Here is a 17,313-nt window from a genome sequence, read left to right on the forward strand (position 1 = left end):
GGTCACGCGGGCCGTCTGCTCTTGGTGGTAGCGGGTACGACTGGGGCATGAGCGAAGATCGCGAGAACTACCTCGACATGTCGGTCGATGACGAGGACCAGCTGCAGCCCGAGGACACCCTCGAGGACCAGAACCTCGACGACGTCCTGGACCGCGGCTACTCCCCGCCCGACCGTCCACCGGCGACCTACAACGACTACCCCACCGAGGCGGAGCGGTTGCAGGGCGAGTCGCTCGACGAGCGGCTGAGCGAGGAGGTCCCGGAGCCGGACCCCTACGTCGAGGCGGCCCAGGACGCCGACCGCGAGGACGAGAACGCCCTCGACGAGCAGGTCGGTCTCGACGAGGCCGAGCCGCGCACCGGGCGCCTCGTGCAGCCCGACGAGGGGCTGGGGGAGGACCACGAGGGCCAGGAGGTCGCCCGCGACGTCGGCATCGACGGTGCCGGAGCCTCTGCCGAGGAGGCCGCCATGCACATCACCCAGGAGCCCGAGCCGCCGCTGGGGTGAGCAGACCGTCAGGCTCCGGTCTCGGCCGCGTCGAGCACGCGCTGGATCAGCTGCGTGGTCGAGATGTCTCCGGAGCGCTCCACGTGGACGAACCGACCGGACGCCACGGCCGGACCGTAGATCGCCCCTGCTGCGTCCAGCGCCAGGTCGTCACCATGCACCACGGTCGTGATCCGGTGCTCGGCCAGGAAGTCCTCGGTCACCTCGAACGGAGCGTCGGCGATGACCTCGTCGACGTACCTGCACGCCTCGACGACCGCGACGCGCTCGTGGAGGGTCATGATGGGCCGGCGCTTGTACGACGCAGCGGTCTCGTCCGACAGCACTCCCACCACCACGTGGTCGCCGTGCCGGCGCGCCTGCCGTAGGAGCTCCACGTGCCCGGCGTGGAACAGGTCCCCGACCATGTCGACGTAGACCCGTCGGTGGGTGGTTGCCTGCGGGTCCTCGGTCATGTCCGCCATCCTGACATCGCGGAGCTCCGTCTGCGCTCGGTGGTTGAGGAAGGACGAAGTCCTGTCTCGAAGCCCCTGTGGAAGGGGCGTTCTCGGCCTCCGAGAGACGGTGGCGACTGGTTGAGTTGTCCTCATGACCAGCACCCAGCAGGACTCCGATCTCGAGGTCGTCGACCTCGCGGACCAGAGTGTCTCCGGGCTGCTGGAGGAGGCGGCCGAATGCGAGAGCGTGCTGCGCGAAGCGGCGGTTCACCAGTTGCGGATTGCCTACGAGTGGGCGATCGCACACCCGGTCGTCGACGCCGTCGAGACTCCTCATGGGCCTGCCCTGCCGTCGGTGCTGGAGACCCCCGAGACGCTTGGCGGGGCAGGGACGCCGGCGGTGGCGGCGTTCACCGCCGAGCCGTTGGCAGTCGCTTGTGGGATCGCCCCTTCGTCTGCGACGGCGCTGCTCGCGGATTCGCTGGACCTGCACCACCGGCTCCCGGTGCTGTGGCAGCAGACCCAGGCCGGATTCGTGCCTGCGTGGAAGGCCCGCCGGGTCGCGGCTCGCACCCGCGACCTGTCCCTCGACGCTGCCCTGTGGGTGGACCGGCACACCGCCGGCAGGGTCGGTTCCCTCGGGCATGCTGCCCTGGACCGGTTGATCGCCGAAGCTTCCGCCCGCGTCGACGGCGACAGCCTCGCCGAGAAGGAGAAGCGTGCGCGGTCGCAGTGGGACGTCCAGCTCAAGCACCGCGACCCGAGCGAGGGCGGCGCCACCTCAGAGATCCACGCGATCGGTGACACTCTCGACCTGACCCGGTTCCACGACGTCGTCTGCGCCGAAGCCGAAGCACTCGGTTCCCTCGGTGACGACGACAGCTTCGAGGTCCGCAAGGCCAAGGCCCTCGGTGTGATCGCCGACGCCCAGGCCCGGCTCGACCTCACCAGCCTCCTCGGCGGAGACACCAGCGACGACGAGCGGGCCGTCGTACGCCGTCGCCTGATCGAGCGCCGCGACGCCAAGGTCCGGCTTTACCTCCACGCCTCCCTCGCCGACGTCGTCGCCGGCACGTCCGGTGCGGTCGGCACAGTCGAAGGGCTCGGGCCGGTCACCCTGGCCCAGATCAAGGACTGGGCCGGCCGCTCCCGCCTCACCATCCAGCCCGTGCTCCACGTCGCCTCCGAGGACACCTGGTCCGTCGACCGCCACGACCCGCCACCACGCATGGCCGAACAAGCCGTTCTCCGCGACCCGACCTGCGTGTTCCCGTGGTGCCCCCACCCCTCACGACGGGCGGACCTCGACCACATCGAGCCCTACGAGGACCTCGACGAGGGCGGTCCGCCCGACCAGACAAGGCCAGGCAATCTTGCGCCGCTGTGTCGAAGACACCACCGTGCCAAGACAGCAGGCGGCTGGAGCTACCAGCGCACCGCACCCGGCACCTACCTGTGGACCGGCCCCGCCGGCCTCACCGCGATCGTCACCCCCACCGGCACCATCGCAGTTCCTGGCAGCTGAACTCTGCCGCGCGTGGGGGCATGCCTCCGTGTGCTGACGCGTCGTCGGTCGAGCTGTCTGCGACGTCACGTCGAACCGGTCTCAGGGCACACTGAGGGCATGAAGATGGGCCATCCGGCGCTGGACTTCCCTGTCTACGGGCTACGCGATAGTCCGCCCGGTCCACGGTGGATCGACGCAGTCGTGGGTCGCCTCGGTCATCCAGTCGACGGGCTCTGGCTCGAGCACGGCAGCACGCCACGCGATGCCGCGCGCCCGTGGGTGCGCGTGGGGACCTTCAGACGAGATCGGTTCCCGGGCGCGGAGGTCGACGCCGACCAACGGGTGGCCTTCGACGCAGTCTTCGCTGTGGTGGATGCGACGATGCCGCACCCGATGGACCGATCCGAGGACCACGGTGCTCGGTTGCTGGACTCCGCCTCCGCCCGAGCCGCCTCGCCCACGGCGTGGCAGCAGGTCTCCTGGGTGCTCGGTCACCAGTCGGTGCCCGCCTCGGTGTTGCACTGGGCGGGGGCCTGGGTGGCGTTCACCACCGCGTTGCCAGGGGTCGACATCGTCGTGATCGGATTCGGCGTCGAGCCCGCCGGACTGACCCTCACCGAGGTGCGCGACGCCGAGGCGTACCACTTCGACCCGGACCAGCCCATCACGTTCCCCGACACCGTCGAGCGGTCGCGCGCCGCCGCCGGTGTCCGCTACGGCGCGTCCACCGCGGACGGGTGGTGGCCCGAGCACCCCGACCACACGACCGCCACGGCTTGAGACTTCAGCCCATCAGCCTGCGCGCGAGCGGCAGGGGCAGGTGCTTGAGGGCGAAACCGACCGGGACCCAGGGCCAGGCAGGCACCAGTGCCGACGCCTTCTCCTTCTCGATGGCCTCGACCATCGCGCGCACGCCCTTCTCGGTCGAGGCGACGAGGGGAGTGGCCTCCGACGTGGCCGACATCTCCGAGACGATGTAGCCGGGGTAGAGCACCGTGACCTTGATCGGCGTACGCATCACATCGGCGCGGAAGCCCTCGGCGAGGTGGGCGACCCCGGCCTTGGTGGCGGCGTAGGTCGTGGTGTTCTTGGGCAGTCCGCGCATTGCCGAGACGCTGGAGATCATGACGAGGTGACCGGAGTTCTGGGCACGGAAGATCTCCGCCGCGGCCTCGGTCTGGGCCAGTGCGCCGATGAAGTTGGTCAGCGCGGTCTCGCGGTTGGCATCGAAGCGTCCGGTGCCCAGCGGCTGGCCCTTCCCCAGGCCGGCGTTGACGATCACCTTGTCGAGGCTCCCGAAGTCGTCGCGGAACGCCCTGAACACCTCGAAGACCTGGTCGTGGTCGTTGACGTCGAGAGCCCGGATCTCGACCCGCACCGCCGGGTGGGTTGCGGCGATCTCGGCCTTGAGCTCCTCGAGACGGTCGGTACGACGAGCGCACAGCGCGAGGTCGTGGCCACGCGCGGCGAGCTGACGCGCCATCTCGGCGCCGAGCCCGGACGAGGCGCCGGTGATGAGGGTCGTGGTCACGTGGGGTCCTATCGGTAGGTGAGCAGGTCGGGAGACTGACCCAGGACGTGGGAGTGCTCGTTGAAGCTGACCAGCGTCGTGCCGCGTCGGCCGACGGTGACCGTGGAGACCCCGCTGTTGACGGTCACCGCGTTGAGTCGCATCCAGGCGTCGGCCCCTCCGCCCAGCAGGGTCGCGGCAACCCAGGCGATCGGGCCACCGCTGGTGACCACGATCGCTGTGCCGCCACTGGGGAGGCCGCTGGTGAGCCGGTGCAGTGCGGCTTCGACGCGACGGGAGAACGTGGCGAACGACTCGTCGTACTGCTCGTCGTGGTGTCCGCTGGTCCACCTCGCAGTCGCAGCCTCGAACCACTCCTGGAACGCTGCGCGTTCGGTGGTGGGTTCCTCCGGCGGCGTGTGGACCGAGAGCACCTGCAGGTGGTCGAACTCGTTCCATCCCGCGTCTGGGTCGACCGGCAGATCCCAGCCGGCGCCTTCCTGCATGGCCCGGGCTGTCTGGACGTGCCGCTTCATCTCCCCGGCCACCAGGACGGGGGACTGCAGGCCGCGTCGCGCGAGCGACCTGCCCAGCGCGCGAGCCTGGTCGGCCCCGAGCTCGCTGAGCTGGTCGTAGTCGGCGGCGCCGAAGGATGCCTGGCCGTGCCGGACCAGCAGGATCCGGCTCACGGCTCGAGCCTGGCGATCTGCCGGTCGATGATGCGCACACCCTCGCCGAACAGAGCGTAGAGCTCGTTGGTGGTCTGGCCGTGGAAGTAGCGGTAGTAGATCTGCTGGGCGATGACCGCGTTACGGAAGAGGCCGAAGACGGCGTAGAACCTCCAGCGCTCGGGGGTCATCGTGATCCCCATCCGCTCGCAGTAGAGCGCCACGAACTCGTCGCGGGTGAGCATGCCGGGCAGATGGGTCGGCACGCGCCGCATCATCTTCATCTCGTCGTCGTCATCGGCCTGCACCCAGTAGGCCATGGAGCCGGCCAGGTCCATCAACGGGTCGCCCAGCGTGGCCATCTCCCAGTCGAGGACACCCACGACGGACGTGAGGTCGAGGGAGAGCACGAGGTTGTCGAGCTTGAAGTCGTTGTGGATGACGCAGGTGGCGACGTCGTCCGGCTGGTGCTCGTCGAGCCACGCCATCGTCGCCTCGAAGTCGGGCACGTCCTCGGTGCGCGCGTTGCGGAAACGCGTCGACCAGCCCTCGACCTGGCGTCGTACGTAACCTGGACCCTTGCCGAGAGAGGCGAGGCCGGTCTCCGCCGGGTCGACGGTGTGCAGCCGCACCAGCACGTCGATCGCGTTGAGGCAGACCTGACGGGCCTGCTCGGCGGAGAGCGGCACGTCCGCCGGCCACTCGCTGCGCGGGATCACGCCGTCCAGGCGCTCCATCACGTAGAAGTCGCCGCCGATGACGGTGGGGTCGTCGCAGAAGGCGACCATCCGGGCCACGAAGGGAAATACGTCGGTGAGCTCGGACTGGATGGTGAACTCGCGACGCATGTCGTGGGCGCCGCGTGCCTTGGTGCCGAGCGGGGCGCGTCGCAGGATGAGGTCCTGGTCCGGGTAGCGCAGGAGGTAGGTCAGGTTGGAGGCGCCACCGGAGAACTGGCTGACCTCGGGCACGGAGTCCGGGCCGCCGTGGGCGCCGAGCCACCGGCTGACCACCTCCACGTCGAAGCTGTCCTCGTCCCTCACCGGCTTCGCGCCGGGGACCGTGTCGCGCGCCGTCATGACCGGGCCTCGAGCTTGGCAGCCTGGTCGCGCATCACCTGGTCGTAGGCCGACCGGTCCGCCCACTTCATGAAGTACGCCGTCCGCGCGGCCTCGTCGGGCACGATCACGTCGTCGCCTGCCTCGATGCCGGCGAGCACCGCGGCGGCGATCTCCTCCGCGGTGGTCCGGGAGCTGGCGACCAGCCCGCCGATCACGCGGCCCACGACCTCGTCGCTGCCCTGCATCGAGTCGACGAGGTTGGTGCGGAAGTACGACGGGCACACCACGCTCGCCCTGATGCCATGGGCGGCGAGCTCGTGACCGCAGGCCTCCGTGAACGCGACGACGGCGGCCTTGACGGCGTTGTAGGAGCCCATGCCGGCCGGGTGGACGAGGCCGGCGAGCGAGGCGACGTTGACGATGTGGCCGCTGCCCTGTGCCTTCATCATGGGGGTGAACGTGCGCACGCCGCGCACGACGCCGAAGAGGTTGATGTCGGTGATCCACTGCCATTCGTCGATCGGGCACAGCTCGATGCGGCCGCCGCCGGCCACCCCGGCGTTGTTGACCAGGATGTCGAGCCAGCCCCACTTCTCGCGCACGACCTCGAGGGCGGTCTGCCAGTCGTCGTCGGAGGTGATGTCGAGCTGGAGGTCGACGCCCGGTGAACGGTCGGTGGCGATGACCTCGTCGCCGGCGGCGCGGAACGCCTCGGTCAGGGCCTTGCCCAGGCCTGACGCCGCACCGGTGACGAGCACCCGGCGGGTCATGCGCGGGCCGCCGCGTGCCGTCCGAGCTCGATCTTGGCCACGACGTTGCGGTGCACCTCGTCCGGACCGTCTGCCAGGCGGAGCGACCTGGCGCCCACCCACGCGCCGGCGAGCGGGAAGTCGTCGGTCATGCCTGCGCCGCCGTGGAGCTGGATGGCCATGTCGATCACGCCGAGCGCCATGGTCGGGACCTCGACCTTGATCTCGCTGACGGCCGAGAGCGCCTCGATCGACATCGCGCCGGCGCGCTGGGACTCGTCGAGGAGCCAGGCCGCGTGCAGCACGAGCAGGCGCGAGCGGTTGATCGCGATCCGGGCATCGGCGATGCGCTCGCGGTTGCCGCCGAGGTTGGCCAGCGGCTTGCCGAACGCAGTGCGGCTGGAGGCGCGTCGGCATGCGAGCTCGAGAGCCCGCTCGGCGAGGCCGATGGCGCGCATGCAGTGGTGCACCCGGCCGGGGCCAAGCCGGCCCTGCGCGATCTCGAACGCGCGACCAAGGCCGAGCAGGATGTTGGACGCCGGCACGCGGACGTCGTCGAAGGTCACCTCGCCGTGGCCGAGGGGCTCGTCGTAGTAGCCCATGGTGTTGAGCATCCGCTCGACCCTGACGCCGGGGGCGTCCCTCGGGACCAGCACCATCGTGTGCCTCGAGTGGCGGTCGGCCTCGGGGTCGGTCAGCCCCATGAAGACGAGGATCTTGCAGTCGGGGTTGCCGACCCCGGTGGAGAACCACTTGCGGCCGTTGACGACGACCTCGTCGCCCTCGATCTGTGCGGTCGCCGCCATGTTGGTCGCGTCGGAGGACGCCACCTCCGGCTCCGTCATGCAGAACGCGCTGCGGATCTCCCCGCGCAGCAGGGGCTCGAGCCACTGCTCCTTCTGCTCCTCCGTGCCGTAGCGGAGGAGGACCTCCATGTTGCCGGTGTCGGGGGCGTTGCAGTTGAAGACCAGGGGAGCCAGCATCGAGCCACCCATCGCCTCGGCAAGCGGCGCGTAGTCGACGTTGGAGAGCCCCGCGCCGCCGTCGGTCCCGAAGTCGGCGGCGTACCGCCCGGCGTGCTCGGCCGGGAGGAAGAGGTTCCACAGGCCTTGCTCCCGAGCCTTGCCCTGGAGCTCGGCGATGACCGGGTCAGGGGTCCAGCTGTCGCCGCCTGCCTCGCGCGCGGCCAGGATCCGGCGGTGGGCCTCCGGCTCGACGGGCGTGACCTCGTCGGCGACGAAGGTGCGCACCCTCTCCAGCAGGTCCGCGGCACGGGGGGAGAGGGTGAAGTCCATGGATTGACCCTATACGCACTGTTGAGCGATGCTCAATAGCGTGTCCGACCCGAGCATCACCCCCGCAGATGGCGTCGTACGACGTCGCCTGAGCGCCGTCGAACGCCGCCGGCAGCTGATCTCGATCGGGCTGGCCCAGGTGGTCGAGACCCCGATCCAGGACCTGTCGATGGACGAGGTCGCTGCAGAGGCCGGCATCTCGCGCAGCCTGCTCTTCCACTACTTCCCGACCAAGACGGAGTTCTACGTCGCCTGCATCGGTGCAGCGGGACGCCGCATCCTGCGCACCACCGCACCCGATCCTGAGCTGCCCGGCGAGGCGCAGGTGCGTCAGATGCTGCAGGCGCTGGTCGAGCAGATCGCGCGCCGCCGCAGCTTCTGGCTGGCGCTCGTGCACGGTCACGGCGTGACCGATCCTCGCGTGAGCGAGGTGGTCAGCTCCGTGCTCGCGGTCAGCACGGATCGTGTCGTCGAGGCGTTGGGTCTCGAGGCCTCGCAGCGGCCGGTCGTGCACGCCTGGTGGGCCTACGTGGAGGACCGGGCGCTGACCTGGTCGCTCCCGCGGGACCCGCGCGTGTCCGTGGCCGAGCTGGTCGAGGAGTGCGAGGCAGCCCTCACCGCCTTGCTCGAGGTCAGCCGACGACGCGAGCGGTGACCTTGATGGGGAGCTTGTCGTCGAGGGGCTTGCCGCCGCACGCGAGGTAGGTGCGTCGACTGCACCGGAAGCGCGTCGAGGCGTTGACGAGGGTGATGGAGACGGCCGCGACCTTCTTGCGGTTGAACGTGACCGCGCGACGGCCGTCTCCGGCGCGGTCGAGACGGACCCGCTTGTGCTGGACGTTGCCGTTGACGCGGTGGATGGTGACCACCGCGGCCGGGGACGTGCGCCGTGGTGGCCCGGAGACGCGCAGCGCCAGGTGCCACCTGCGGCCGGCGAGCCCGCGGCCGGGGGCCATGCGGTAGGAGCCGGAGGTGAGGTGGAACAGCCTCGTCCGGAAGCTGATGCTGCGCTTGCGCTTGCTGAGGGTCAGCGAACGCTTGACCTTGGGCTGCGGGTAGGCCAGCCCCTCGCGGTATGCGCGGCTGGGGACCAGGTTGTCCGCGGCGAAGTCGGCGTAGACGCGCGTCAGGCCACCCTTGCGTCGGAGAAGCTTGCGCAGCGCCTGGAGGCTGTACTTGCCACCGTCACCGCGCAGCGACCCGGCCTGGTTCCAGGCCTTGTTGACGAACGAGGTGCCGAACCGGTTGGTGAGGTGCTCCCAGAAGATCCAGTTGCCGTACTGGTAGAAGCTGCCCATGCTGAACATGTCGAGGGGGATGAACGGCGTGTAGAGCTGGCTGTAGGGGAGGTACTGGCGGTTGTCGTTGACGTCGGTCGCGACCCGCTCCTCCATCCAGGTGGCGGTCGACTCCATCATCCAGGGGTCCTCCGCGAAGTCGTAGGCGTACTGGATGGCGTGGAAGAACTCGTGGGCCGCGGTCACCGCGAGGTTGGTCTCGGGAGTGTTCTGCGGGAACTGGCTGGCACTGAAGTCGTTGTCGAGCACGCAGAACCCCGACGCGGTCCGGTTCCGGACCCTGGACTCGGTGGCGCAGTAGCCGTAGAACTGTCCGCCCAGGTCCTTGAGGTAGACGTCGAAGTGGGCACTGCCCCCGCGGAGACCGTCGCTCAGCGGCGCCCGGAACCCGAGGCCGTCGACCTCGCTGCTCCACACCGAGTCCATGACCCCCAGCGTGTGGTCGACCCATCCCGGGTTGGGCGGGGCGTCCTTGGTCGTCGCCACGTGGTGGACGCACAGGCGAGCGTTGCAGGTCGCCGTCGAGGGGACCGTGTAGCCGAAGCCCTGGGGATCGCTGGTGCCGTCGGTCGGACGCGCCAGCATCGCCGTGGCCTCGCGACGGGCGTCACCGCGCAGGCTGGTGCGTCGGAGCCACAGGTCGCGCAGGGCGACGGTGGGCGAGGGGTCCCGCGGGGTCGCCTCGCCCGACAGGACCCGGCGTGCGGTCGTCAGGGCCTGCACGGGCGTCTGTGGTGGGGACGGCACAGCGGCCGCGTCGACCGGCGCGTGCTCGGCGGGGGGAGCTGACGGCACCACGGCGGAGTCGTCGGCGTACGACGGCGCAGCGAGCACGCCGGCAGCAGCCACGAGCAAGGTGGCGGCGCACGCGATGGACCTGCGGATCATGGTGCTCCCGGGACTGGTGGGGATCAACCGGAGGGCGACCGGCTCGGAGAGCCTAACTCAGCAGCGGTCGGTTGCGACGCTCGACGAGGACGTCGCCGGGTCTAGAGATCGGCGATGTGCTCGATGATGGCGGTGGTCGAGATGGCAGGGGTGCGCGGCAGGTAGACCACCTCGCACACGTCGTTGAACTCGTCGAACTTGCCGGCCCAGTCGTCGCCCATGACGAGCACGTCGGCGCCGTGCTCGACGAGGTAGTCCCGCTTCTGCTCCAGGCTCTCCTCGACGAAGACGTCGTCGACGACCTTGAGGGCGGCGACGATCGCCAGCCGCTCCCGCTGGCTGAAGACCGGGACCCGGCCCTTCTTGCGCTCGTTCAGGGCGTCGGCCGAGACCCCCACCACCAGACGGTCACCGAGCTCTGCGGCTCGCTCGAGCACGCGCAGGTGCCCGACGTGGAAGACGTCGAAGGTGCCGAAGGTGACCACGGTGCGGGGCATGCGCGGCATTGTGGCACGGCAGGGGAAGATGACTGCCATGGCTTCGATCTCCATGATCACCCCCGACCCCGCGGCCGACGAGGCGCGACGCCGCGGACTGCGGGTGATGCGCTCGGTCGCCGTCGGGCTGCTGGCCTTCGCCGCCTGCGTCTACCTCGCGACCCTGGGGGAAGAAGGCTTCCTGGGCTATGTCAACGCCGGGGCCGAGGCCTCGATGGTGGGCGCGATCGCCGACTGGTTCGCGGTGACGGCGCTCTTCAAGCATCCGTTGGGGCTGCCGATCCCGCACACGGCGCTGGTCCCCAAGCGCAAGGACGAGCTGGGGAAGAGCCTGGAGGAGTTCTTCAGCGAGAACTTCCTGCAGGAGTCCATCATCCGCGACCGGGTCGGGGCGGCGACCATCTCCGCGCGGGTGGGCGACTGGTTGCAGGACCCCGCCAACTGCCGCCGGGTCGTCGAGGAGTTGGCCGACGTGGCGAGCATCGGGCTCGGCAAGGTGCGTGACGACCACATCGCGGACCTGGTGACCCAGGCGTTCGTGCCCCGGTTCCGCGAGGAGCCGATCTCCCCGTTGCTCGGGTCCACCCTGATGGAGGTGCTGCGCGACGACCTGCACCACCCGATGGTCGACCTGGCGCTCGAGGAGCTGCACCGATGGCTGGTGGACAACCCCGAGACGTTCGTGCGGGTGCTGGGCGAGCGCGCCCCGTGGTGGACACCGCCGAGGCTCAACGACGCGGTCACCCAGCGCGTGCACGCGGAGGTCGTGCGCTGGGTCGCCGACATCCGCGACGACCCCGACAACCGGGCGCGCGAGGCCCTCGACTCGATGCTCGGCCAGCTGGCGCGGGACCTCCTCACCGACCACGAGACCCAGGAGCGCGCCGAGGCGCTGAAGAACCGCCTGCTCGACCACCCCCAGGTGGTGACGACCGCGATCTCGCTGTGGAAGGCCATGCGGTCCGCGCTGCTGGAGTCGGTGCGCGACCGCGAGGGCGCCGTACGCCGGCGGATGCTGCGCGAGGTGAGCAGCTTCGGTCAGCAGCTGCGCACGGAGGAGTCGTTGCGCGCTCGCCTCGACAGCGCCGTCGCCGACGTGACCGTCTTCATGGTCGAGCGCTACGGCGCCGAGCTAACCACGGTCATCACCCACACCATCGAGGCATGGGACGGCAAGGAGGCGGCACGGAAGATCGAGCTGCACGTGGGACGCGACCTGCAGTTCATCCGCATCAACGGCACCATCGTGGGCGGCCTCGTGGGCGTCCTCATCCACCTCGTGTCGGAGCTTGCCCGCTGACCCGAGTCGGCGCCAACCTCAGCCGAGTCGGCGCCAAATCGCGCCGAGTCGGCGCAAACCTCACGTCGAGTCGCGCCAAATCGCGCCGAGTCGGCGCAAACCTCACGTCGAGTCGGCGCCAGATGTCGCCGAGCCGTCACCAGGGCACGTCGATCTCGCCCTCGCCCTTCGTGACCCGCGTGGCCTGTCCGCCGAGCTCGACGACGTCGCCCTCACGCAGCTGTCGTCCCCGGCGCAGCTCGGTCTCACCGTTCACCCTCACCTCGCCCGCCGCGATGACGGGCTTCGCCTCGGCGCCGCTCTCGACGAGGTTCGCGAGCTTGAGGAACTGGCCCAGGCGGATCGAGTCGTCGCGGATCGGTACGTCGGTGGGCTCACTCATGACTCGTCCTCGGAGATTGGCGCCGACTCGGGGGGAAATGGCGCCGACTCGGCGGTGGGTTGGCGCCGACTCGGGGGGAAATGGCGCCGACTCGGCGGTGGGTTGGCGCCGACTCGGGGAGAATTGGCGCCGACTCGGCGGTCAGCGCACCTCGAGCAGGTCGACCACGAAGATCAGGGTCTCGCCCGGCTTGATGGCACCACCGGCACCGCGGTCGCCGTAGCCCAGTTGCGGCGGGATGACGAGACGTCGCCGGCCGCCGACCTTCATGCCCTGCACTCCGGTGTCCCAGCCCTGGATGACCTGGCCGATGCCGAGGCGGAACTGGAGCGGGGCGCCCCGGTTGTAGGAGGCGTCGAACTCCTCGCCGGTGGAGTGGGCCACGCCCACGTAGTGCACCGAGACGGTCGAGCCGGACGTCGCCTCGTCGCCGTCACCCTCGATCAGGTCGGTGACCTCGAGGTCCGCCGGCGCGTCGCCGAGGTGGGGGTCTACGTCGGGCTTCTGGCTCACAGGTGCTCCTTCGATGGGGATCGCGGTGGATCGTCGGGGGGTCTCAGGTCTGGTGGACGTAGCTGTCGAGCTGGTCGCGCTCGAACTCGAGCTCGCCGATACGGCTCTTGACGACGTCGCCGATGCTGATGATGCCGGTGAGACGGCCATCGTCCACCACGGGCACGTGGCGGATGCGGTGCTCGGTCATCGTCTGCATCAGGTCGGGCACGGAGTCGTTGCCCGAGCAGGTGTGCACGTCGGTCGACATGATGGAGGAGACCGCGGAGTCGAGGACCGCGGCGTCGAGGTGGAGCTGGCGTACGACGTCGCGCTCGCTGACGATGCCGGCCAGGGTGTCGTCGGCGTCGCAGACGACCAGCGCACCGACGTTGTGCTCGGCCAGCAGCCCGATCAGTTCCCGCACGGTCGCGTCCGGGCTGATGGTCACGACTTCCTGGCTGGGCTTGCCCTTGACCACGTCATGGATCTTCATCGCTGTCGCATCTCCTTCAGCACCTCACTCCACCTCGTCACCGCTGTGCGGGACGAGCCCGGGGCCCCACGGTAGCGCCCTTCAGTCCGCCACGGGAGGTGGTGCCTGGCGGTCTCGCAGGTTGCTCACCGAGCCCGGTCCGCGGCGCGGGGTGTCGGGGTCGTCGTCGTCGGTCAGGGCACCCAGGAACCCCAGCGCCGGCTCGTGCAGGTGGCCGTTGGTGGCCAGCGCGTTGCCGCCCCACGGGCCGTCGGTGCCGTCGAGCGCGGTGAACCGGCCCCCTGCCTCGCGCACGATCACGTCGAGGGCCGCCATGTCGTAGAGCTCGAGATCGGGCTCGGCGGCGATGTCGACGGCCCCCTCGGCGAGCAGCATGTAGGACCAGAAGTCCCCGTAGGCACGCGTGCGCCAGCAACGGCGCGACAGGGCGAGGAAGTCGTCGAGCCGGTCGCGCTCGTCCCAGCCGCTGAGAGAGGAGTAGCTGAGGGACGCGTCCTCGAGCCGACGTACGTCGGACACGTGGCACTGGGTGGCCTTGAGCAGCGAGCGACCCGTCCACGCGCCACTGCCGGACGAGGCCCACCAGCGCCGCTGCAGCTGGGGCGCGGAGACCACTCCCAGCACCACCTCGTCGTCCACTGCGAGGGCGATGAGGGTGGCCCACACCGGAACCCCCCGCACGTAGTTCTTGGTGCCGTCGATCGGGTCGATGATCCACCGCCGCTGGCTGTGGCCGCTCGACCCCTGCTCCTCGCCGACCACGGCGTCGCGGGAGCGGACGCGCGAGAGGGTTCGGCGGATGCCGTCCTCGACCGCCTGGTCGGCGTCGGTGACCGGCGTCAGGTCCGGCTTGCTCATCACGTGGAGGTCGAGTGCCTTGAAGCGGGCAAGCGTCAGCGAGTCGGCGTCGTCGGCGAGCACGTGCGCGAGGCGCAGGTCGTCGACATAGCTGTCCGTCATGTCGCACAGGCTAGGGGCTCCGGCCTGCACTACCGTGGACGCATGGAGTTCAACGGGCTTCCACTGCACCCGCTCGTCGTCCACGCAGTCGTCGTGCTCGGCCCGCTGGCAGGGGTCACCGGACTCGTCTACGCGTTCGTCCCTCGGTGGCGCTGGCTGCTGCGTTGGCCTCTCGTCGCCCTGGCCGTCCTGGTCGCCGCCGCCTCGTTGGTCGCCGTCCAGGCGGGGGAGTCGCTCCTCGACTCACGGCCCGAGCTGGCGCCGCTCGTCGAGGACCACCAGGACTGGGGTGAGCTGCTGCGGTCGTGGTCGCTGGCGTTCGTGCCGGTCAGCCTTCTCGCCGCCTGGGCACTGCGGGGTCGTTCGCCGCTGGTCTCGGGCCGCGGTGGCGGCGAGTCGAGGATGCCCCTCGGCTGGGTCGCGAGCCTGCTCTTGCTGGTCGGGTCCGTCGGCCTCGTCGTTCTCGTCTTCCTGGCCGGTGACTCCGGGTCGCGTGCAGTCTGGGGCTAGTCGCCCTTAACTGCCCGCTGGGTCACGGGGCGAGATCGCTGTAGGCCTTCTCGAGGACCGCGAGGCCGGCCTTGGGCCTGGTGGTGTAGGTCGTGTGGTTCCACTCGGGCCAGACGAGCTCGAGGTCGAGCCTCTCGCCGCCGGTCTGGACAGCGAAGGTGATGCCCGGGATCTTGACCATCTCTGCAGGTATGCCCTCACCGAGCGCGGTGCGCGAGGAGGGGTCGGCGAGACCGAGCATCGACCATGCCCAGCGCACACGGATGGTGCGACGCTCCTCGTCGACCTGCCAAGTGGCGAGCGAGTCGAACTCCTCGGCGGACGGGTCCCAGCTGCCCTCGACCAGCTGGCCGACATCGCTGAACTCGGCCTCCTGCGGGATCGGACGCGTCTGCGCGCGGTTGACGAGCAGCTGAAAGGGGTGCCAAGGCTCCGCCGCGTCGGGTCGGTAGGGCACCTCGCGGGTGTCGAGCCGGATGGGGTCGAGCTCACGACGGACCCAGCTCTGCGCGGTGCCCGCGCCCGGCTCGACCACCAACCGGTAGTCAGCCGCCTCAGGTCCGGGTACGACGTCGGCGTCGACCTCGACTGAAGGGGGGACGCTCTCGCGGCCGGTGATCTCGAGGTGGACCCAGGAGGCGTCGGCCCAGATGTGGACGTACTCCAGCGGTCCGGTCTCGGGGAGCGCCTCCACGGCGGCATCGACCAGGGGATCGGCGTCGGTCGCGATCAAGCCGAACCACTGCTCGTTGGTCAGTGGGTCGTGCCAGAGCTGACGTCGCTCGTCGACCTGGTGCTCCTGGGTGTTCCACGTCCGCTTGAACCACTCGTCCTGCCACGCGAACACGTAGCCAGCGCCGATCCCCTTCTCGGCCAGCATCCGCATCAGGTCGGCGTTGATGGCCATGGCCTCAGCCTCGCCGTGGTTGCCCTGGTCACGCCCGAGCGGACCGGTGTGCGCGCTGCCCAGTGAGGTGGGCACGCCGACCTCGGTGATCAGGAGTGGCATGTACGGCGCGAAGTGGTCGCGCAGCGACACCAGGTAGCCGGCGAAGGGATCTGGACGCCCGTTCCACTCCTCGTCCTGGATCCCTGCCTCGTAGCGCTGGAAGTCGGGGTAGTAGGGGTAGGCGTGGAAGCTGGCGAAGGTGCCTCCCGGCCAGGCCTCGGTGGGCAGGACGTGCGTCGCGTCGACGGACACCAGGTCCTCGTAGGGCAGTGGCTCGTCGGGGTGCTCCAGCGGGTCAACCGTCGGCCAGTTGGCCAGGGCGATCGGCATCGAGGTGCCGCGCGCAACCTCGGCGGCGGCCAGGGAGTCGAGGTGACGAGCAAGCCAACGCTCCGTGGGTGACGCCTCGGTGGTCGCCGCGAAGTAGGTGCCGTCGACGGAGGGCGCGTCCGCGTGCCGCTTGTCGGTGCGGACGACGCCTGCCGGGTCCCACTCGACGCCGACGACCCAGCCGACCAGCCACTCGGACACGTCGACGTCGTAGGTGCCCCCCGCGCGGCCGGGGGCCGCCTCTCGTGTCAGGTCGCCGTGGACCGCGTCGGAGACGTCGCGCAGCTCCTGGGCGAAGGCGTCGTCGACCGCCGGGTCGTAGAGGGTCGCGCCGGCCTCGACATAGCTCTCGTCCGGCAGGTAGACGCCTTGCATCAGGTAGATCGGCGCCGCCGGGTGGTCCCGGTTGTAGGCGGCGAGCTCGGCGTAGAAGCCGGGCGGCGGCAGGGTGTAGATCCGCACCGAGCGAACACCCAGGTCGCCCATCTGCTGCAACCACTGGGCGTACTGCTCAGGCGGGATCGACCCGATCTCGCCCGGCTGCCGCAGGGGGACGGTCGAACCGAGGTTGACGCCGGGGATGAAGTCCTTCTCGCCACTGCTCGTGTGCAGCCGGAAGCCGTCGGCGTCCGCGTGGGCCAGCACGCTCAGCTCGCCGACCGCGACAGGGGCCGGCGCCCAGCTCGTGCCCGGGACACGCTCGGGAGAGTCGTCCGTGCAGCCACTCAGGACCGCAAGCATCAGCAGGCACGAGCTGATCGCCGCGGTGGCACGGGGTCTCCTGCCCATGGCGGCACTCATGCGTCCGCGCTCCCGCCGGCGACGAGGTCGAGGAGGTACGACGTCAGCTCGTCGACGGTGTCGACGATCGCGTCCGGACCAGCGGCCTCCAGGGCAGCGCGCTCCCCGGCTCCCCAGGTCACCGCGATCGACCCCATGCCCGCCGCCTTCGCAGCAAGGACGTCGACGGTTGCGTCACCGACGTAGATGGCCGTGACGGGGTCGACCCCGATCCTGCGGGCGGCAGTGAGGAGTGGTTCGGGGTCCGGCTTGTGTGCCGTGGTGTCCTCCAGCGCACCCGCGACTTCGATGAGGCCCTCGATCCCCACGGCGGTGATGGCCAGCTGCGCGGTGTCGCGCCGCTTGCTCGTGACCACGTGCATCCGAGCACCCGCCGCACTGAGCGTGGTCAACATTTCCGGAACCCCGTCGTACCGTTCGATGAGGCGAGAGGTGTTGGCGAGGTTCCACTCCCGATAGGTGCGGTCCAGGTCGTGCCCGCGCTCCGGGTCCTCCTCGAGGAGAGCAGCCAGGAGCGGCCGACCGATCCACGCACGCGCCCGGGTGTCGTCGATCTCCTCACCCCGGACCTGGCGGAACGCGTGCTGGTAGCTCGCCACGATGAGGGGGATCGTGTTGGCGAGGGTGCCGTCCAGGTCGAACAGGATCGTCTTCACGTCCCCATCCTCGGCCAT

At 70.1% G+C, this 17,313-nt stretch carries 20 protein-coding genes; 6 read left to right on the top strand and 14 right to left on the bottom strand.

The annotated features are described in order from the left end of the window. The first annotated feature begins 47 nt into the window (after window positions 1-47). Window positions 48-509, top strand: a complete 462-nt coding sequence (locus EXE58_RS13890; RefSeq protein ID WP_135268434.1) for a DUF5709 domain-containing protein — start codon at window positions 48-50, stop codon at window positions 507-509. 8 nt (window positions 510-517) lie between these two features. Here EXE58_RS13890 and EXE58_RS13895 read toward each other — a convergent pair whose 3' ends face one another. Next, window positions 518-964 carry an adenylyltransferase/cytidyltransferase family protein gene (locus EXE58_RS13895; RefSeq protein WP_167288898.1) on the bottom strand — a complete coding sequence of 149 codons (447 nt, stop codon included), beginning with the start codon at window positions 962-964 and terminating at the stop codon, window positions 518-520. 133 nt (window positions 965-1,097) lie between these two features. Between EXE58_RS13895 and EXE58_RS13900 the strand changes: the two genes are divergently transcribed. Then, window positions 1,098-2,471: an HNH endonuclease signature motif containing protein gene (locus EXE58_RS13900; protein ID WP_135268436.1), complete on the top strand. Its 1,374-nt coding sequence runs from the start codon at window positions 1,098-1,100 to the stop codon at window positions 2,469-2,471. Between the two features lie 99 nt (window positions 2,472-2,570). Further along, entirely contained in the window at window positions 2,571-3,233 is a 663-nt protein-coding gene (locus tag EXE58_RS13905) for a hypothetical protein (RefSeq protein WP_135268437.1), read from the top strand. A 4-nt stretch (window positions 3,234-3,237) separates the two neighbouring features. Here the strand turns inward: EXE58_RS13905 and EXE58_RS13910 are convergent, their stop codons facing one another. Genes EXE58_RS13910 through EXE58_RS13930 form a run of 5 tightly spaced genes read right to left on the bottom strand, consistent with a single transcriptional unit; the run spans window position 3,238 to window position 7,736 of the window. Then, window positions 3,238-3,984 (bottom strand): SDR family oxidoreductase, encoded by a 747-nt coding sequence (locus EXE58_RS13910; protein ID WP_135268438.1) that lies wholly within the window; start codon window positions 3,982-3,984, stop codon window positions 3,238-3,240. A gap of 8 nt (window positions 3,985-3,992) precedes the next feature. After that, window positions 3,993-4,652 (bottom strand): histidine phosphatase family protein, encoded by a 660-nt coding sequence (locus EXE58_RS13915; RefSeq protein WP_135268439.1) that lies wholly within the window; start codon window positions 4,650-4,652, stop codon window positions 3,993-3,995. Next, a complete protein-coding gene (locus tag EXE58_RS13920) occupies window positions 4,649-5,710 on the bottom strand; it encodes a phosphotransferase family protein (RefSeq protein ID WP_135268440.1) in 1,062 nt (353 codons plus the stop codon). The genes EXE58_RS13915 and EXE58_RS13920 overlap by 4 nt, the downstream gene beginning before the upstream one ends. After that, window positions 5,707-6,462 carry an SDR family NAD(P)-dependent oxidoreductase gene (locus EXE58_RS13925; protein WP_135268441.1) on the bottom strand — a complete coding sequence of 252 codons (756 nt, stop codon included), beginning with the start codon at window positions 6,460-6,462 and terminating at the stop codon, window positions 5,707-5,709. The genes EXE58_RS13920 and EXE58_RS13925 overlap by 4 nt, the downstream gene beginning before the upstream one ends. Next, entirely contained in the window at window positions 6,459-7,736 is a 1,278-nt protein-coding gene (locus EXE58_RS13930) for an acyl-CoA dehydrogenase family protein (RefSeq protein WP_135268442.1), read from the bottom strand. Before EXE58_RS13930 ends, EXE58_RS13925 begins: the two co-directional genes overlap by 4 nt. Before the next feature lie 40 nt (window positions 7,737-7,776). Between EXE58_RS13930 and EXE58_RS13935 the strand changes: the two genes are divergently transcribed. After that, on the top strand, window positions 7,777-8,391 hold the full coding sequence (locus tag EXE58_RS13935) for a TetR/AcrR family transcriptional regulator (RefSeq protein WP_244242232.1): 615 nt from the start codon (window positions 7,777-7,779) through the stop codon (window positions 8,389-8,391). Here the strand turns inward: EXE58_RS13935 and EXE58_RS13940 are convergent. Beyond that, window positions 8,369-9,922: an MXAN_6640 family putative metalloprotease gene (locus EXE58_RS13940; RefSeq protein WP_135268444.1), complete on the bottom strand. Its 1,554-nt coding sequence runs from the start codon at window positions 9,920-9,922 to the stop codon at window positions 8,369-8,371. The genes EXE58_RS13935 and EXE58_RS13940 overlap by 23 nt on opposite strands. A gap of 101 nt (window positions 9,923-10,023) precedes the next feature. Next, on the bottom strand, window positions 10,024-10,419 hold the full coding sequence (locus tag EXE58_RS13945; RefSeq protein WP_208544018.1) for an FAD synthase family protein: 396 nt from the start codon (window positions 10,417-10,419) through the stop codon (window positions 10,024-10,026). A gap of 37 nt (window positions 10,420-10,456) precedes the next feature. Between EXE58_RS13945 and EXE58_RS13950 the strand changes: the two genes are divergently transcribed. Then, entirely contained in the window at window positions 10,457-11,719 is a 1,263-nt protein-coding gene (locus EXE58_RS13950) for a DUF445 domain-containing protein (protein ID WP_135268445.1), read from the top strand. A gap of 136 nt (window positions 11,720-11,855) precedes the next feature. Here the strand turns inward: EXE58_RS13950 and EXE58_RS13955 are convergent, their stop codons facing one another. The 4 genes from EXE58_RS13955 to EXE58_RS13970 all read right to left on the bottom strand — a co-directional run bounded on the left by EXE58_RS13955 (window position 11,856) and on the right by EXE58_RS13970 (window position 14,049). After that, the gene (locus EXE58_RS13955; RefSeq protein WP_135268446.1) at window positions 11,856-12,101 is read right to left on the bottom strand and encodes an RNA-binding S4 domain-containing protein; all 246 of its coding nucleotides are present in this window, start codon (window positions 12,099-12,101) and stop codon (window positions 11,856-11,858) included. Between the two features lie 141 nt (window positions 12,102-12,242). Continuing rightward, complete coding sequence (locus EXE58_RS13960) at window positions 12,243-12,614, bottom strand: FKBP-type peptidyl-prolyl cis-trans isomerase (protein WP_244242233.1); 372 nt, start codon at window positions 12,612-12,614, stop codon at window positions 12,243-12,245. Window positions 12,615-12,657: 43 nt separating this feature from the next. Next, the gene (locus EXE58_RS13965) at window positions 12,658-13,089 is read right to left on the bottom strand and encodes a CBS domain-containing protein (protein ID WP_135268448.1); all 432 of its coding nucleotides are present in this window, start codon (window positions 13,087-13,089) and stop codon (window positions 12,658-12,660) included. Between the two features lie 81 nt (window positions 13,090-13,170). Next, a complete protein-coding gene (locus EXE58_RS13970; RefSeq protein ID WP_135268449.1) occupies window positions 13,171-14,049 on the bottom strand; it encodes an inositol monophosphatase family protein in 879 nt (292 codons plus the stop codon). A gap of 42 nt (window positions 14,050-14,091) precedes the next feature. Between EXE58_RS13970 and EXE58_RS13975 the strand changes: the two genes are divergently transcribed. Further along, entirely contained in the window at window positions 14,092-14,559 is a 468-nt protein-coding gene (locus tag EXE58_RS13975) for a DUF2231 domain-containing protein (RefSeq protein ID WP_135268450.1), read from the top strand. A gap of 22 nt (window positions 14,560-14,581) precedes the next feature. On the opposite strand, the gene EXE58_RS13980 is transcribed toward EXE58_RS13975, so the two are convergent. Next, the gene (locus EXE58_RS13980; protein WP_135268451.1) at window positions 14,582-16,639 is read right to left on the bottom strand and encodes a hypothetical protein; all 2,058 of its coding nucleotides are present in this window, start codon (window positions 16,637-16,639) and stop codon (window positions 14,582-14,584) included. After that, window positions 16,636-17,295: an HAD family hydrolase gene (locus EXE58_RS13985; RefSeq protein WP_208544019.1), complete on the bottom strand. Its 660-nt coding sequence runs from the start codon at window positions 17,293-17,295 to the stop codon at window positions 16,636-16,638. The genes EXE58_RS13980 and EXE58_RS13985 overlap by 4 nt, the downstream gene beginning before the upstream one ends. Between the last annotated feature and the right edge of the window lie 18 nt (window positions 17,296-17,313).

Source organism: Nocardioides seonyuensis, assembly GCF_004683965.1.
GTDB lineage: Bacteria > Actinomycetota > Actinomycetes > Propionibacteriales > Nocardioidaceae > Nocardioides > Nocardioides seonyuensis.

Bases quoted from the DNA above. Each gene is read 5' to 3' on its own strand.
- EXE58_RS13890 (WP_135268434.1), top strand. From the start codon at position 48: ATGAGCGAAGATCGCGAGAACTACCTCGACATGTCGGTCGATGACGAG.
- EXE58_RS13895 (WP_167288898.1), bottom strand. From the start codon at position 964: ATGACCGAGGACCCGCAGGCAACCACCCACCGACGGGTCTACGTCGAC.
- EXE58_RS13900 (WP_135268436.1), top strand. From the start codon at position 1,098: ATGACCAGCACCCAGCAGGACTCCGATCTCGAGGTCGTCGACCTCGCG.
- EXE58_RS13905 (WP_135268437.1), top strand. From the start codon at position 2,571: ATGAAGATGGGCCATCCGGCGCTGGACTTCCCTGTCTACGGGCTACGC.
- EXE58_RS13920 (WP_135268440.1), bottom strand. From the start codon at position 5,710: ATGACGGCGCGCGACACGGTCCCCGGCGCGAAGCCGGTGAGGGACGAG.
- EXE58_RS13925 (WP_135268441.1), bottom strand. From the start codon at position 6,462: ATGACCCGCCGGGTGCTCGTCACCGGTGCGGCGTCAGGCCTGGGCAAG.
- EXE58_RS13930 (WP_135268442.1), bottom strand. From the start codon at position 7,736: ATGGACTTCACCCTCTCCCCCCGTGCCGCGGACCTGCTGGAGAGGGTG.
- EXE58_RS13940 (WP_135268444.1), bottom strand. From the start codon at position 9,922: ATGATCCGCAGGTCCATCGCGTGCGCCGCCACCTTGCTCGTGGCTGCT.
- EXE58_RS13945 (WP_208544018.1), bottom strand. From the start codon at position 10,419: ATGCCCCGCACCGTGGTCACCTTCGGCACCTTCGACGTCTTCCACGTC.
- EXE58_RS13950 (WP_135268445.1), top strand. From the start codon at position 10,457: ATGGCTTCGATCTCCATGATCACCCCCGACCCCGCGGCCGACGAGGCG.
- EXE58_RS13955 (WP_135268446.1), bottom strand. From the start codon at position 12,101: ATGAGTGAGCCCACCGACGTACCGATCCGCGACGACTCGATCCGCCTG.
- EXE58_RS13965 (WP_135268448.1), bottom strand. From the start codon at position 13,089: ATGAAGATCCATGACGTGGTCAAGGGCAAGCCCAGCCAGGAAGTCGTG.
- EXE58_RS13970 (WP_135268449.1), bottom strand. From the start codon at position 14,049: ATGACGGACAGCTATGTCGACGACCTGCGCCTCGCGCACGTGCTCGCC.
- EXE58_RS13975 (WP_135268450.1), top strand. From the start codon at position 14,092: ATGGAGTTCAACGGGCTTCCACTGCACCCGCTCGTCGTCCACGCAGTC.
- EXE58_RS13980 (WP_135268451.1), bottom strand. From the start codon at position 16,639: ATGAGTGCCGCCATGGGCAGGAGACCCCGTGCCACCGCGGCGATCAGC.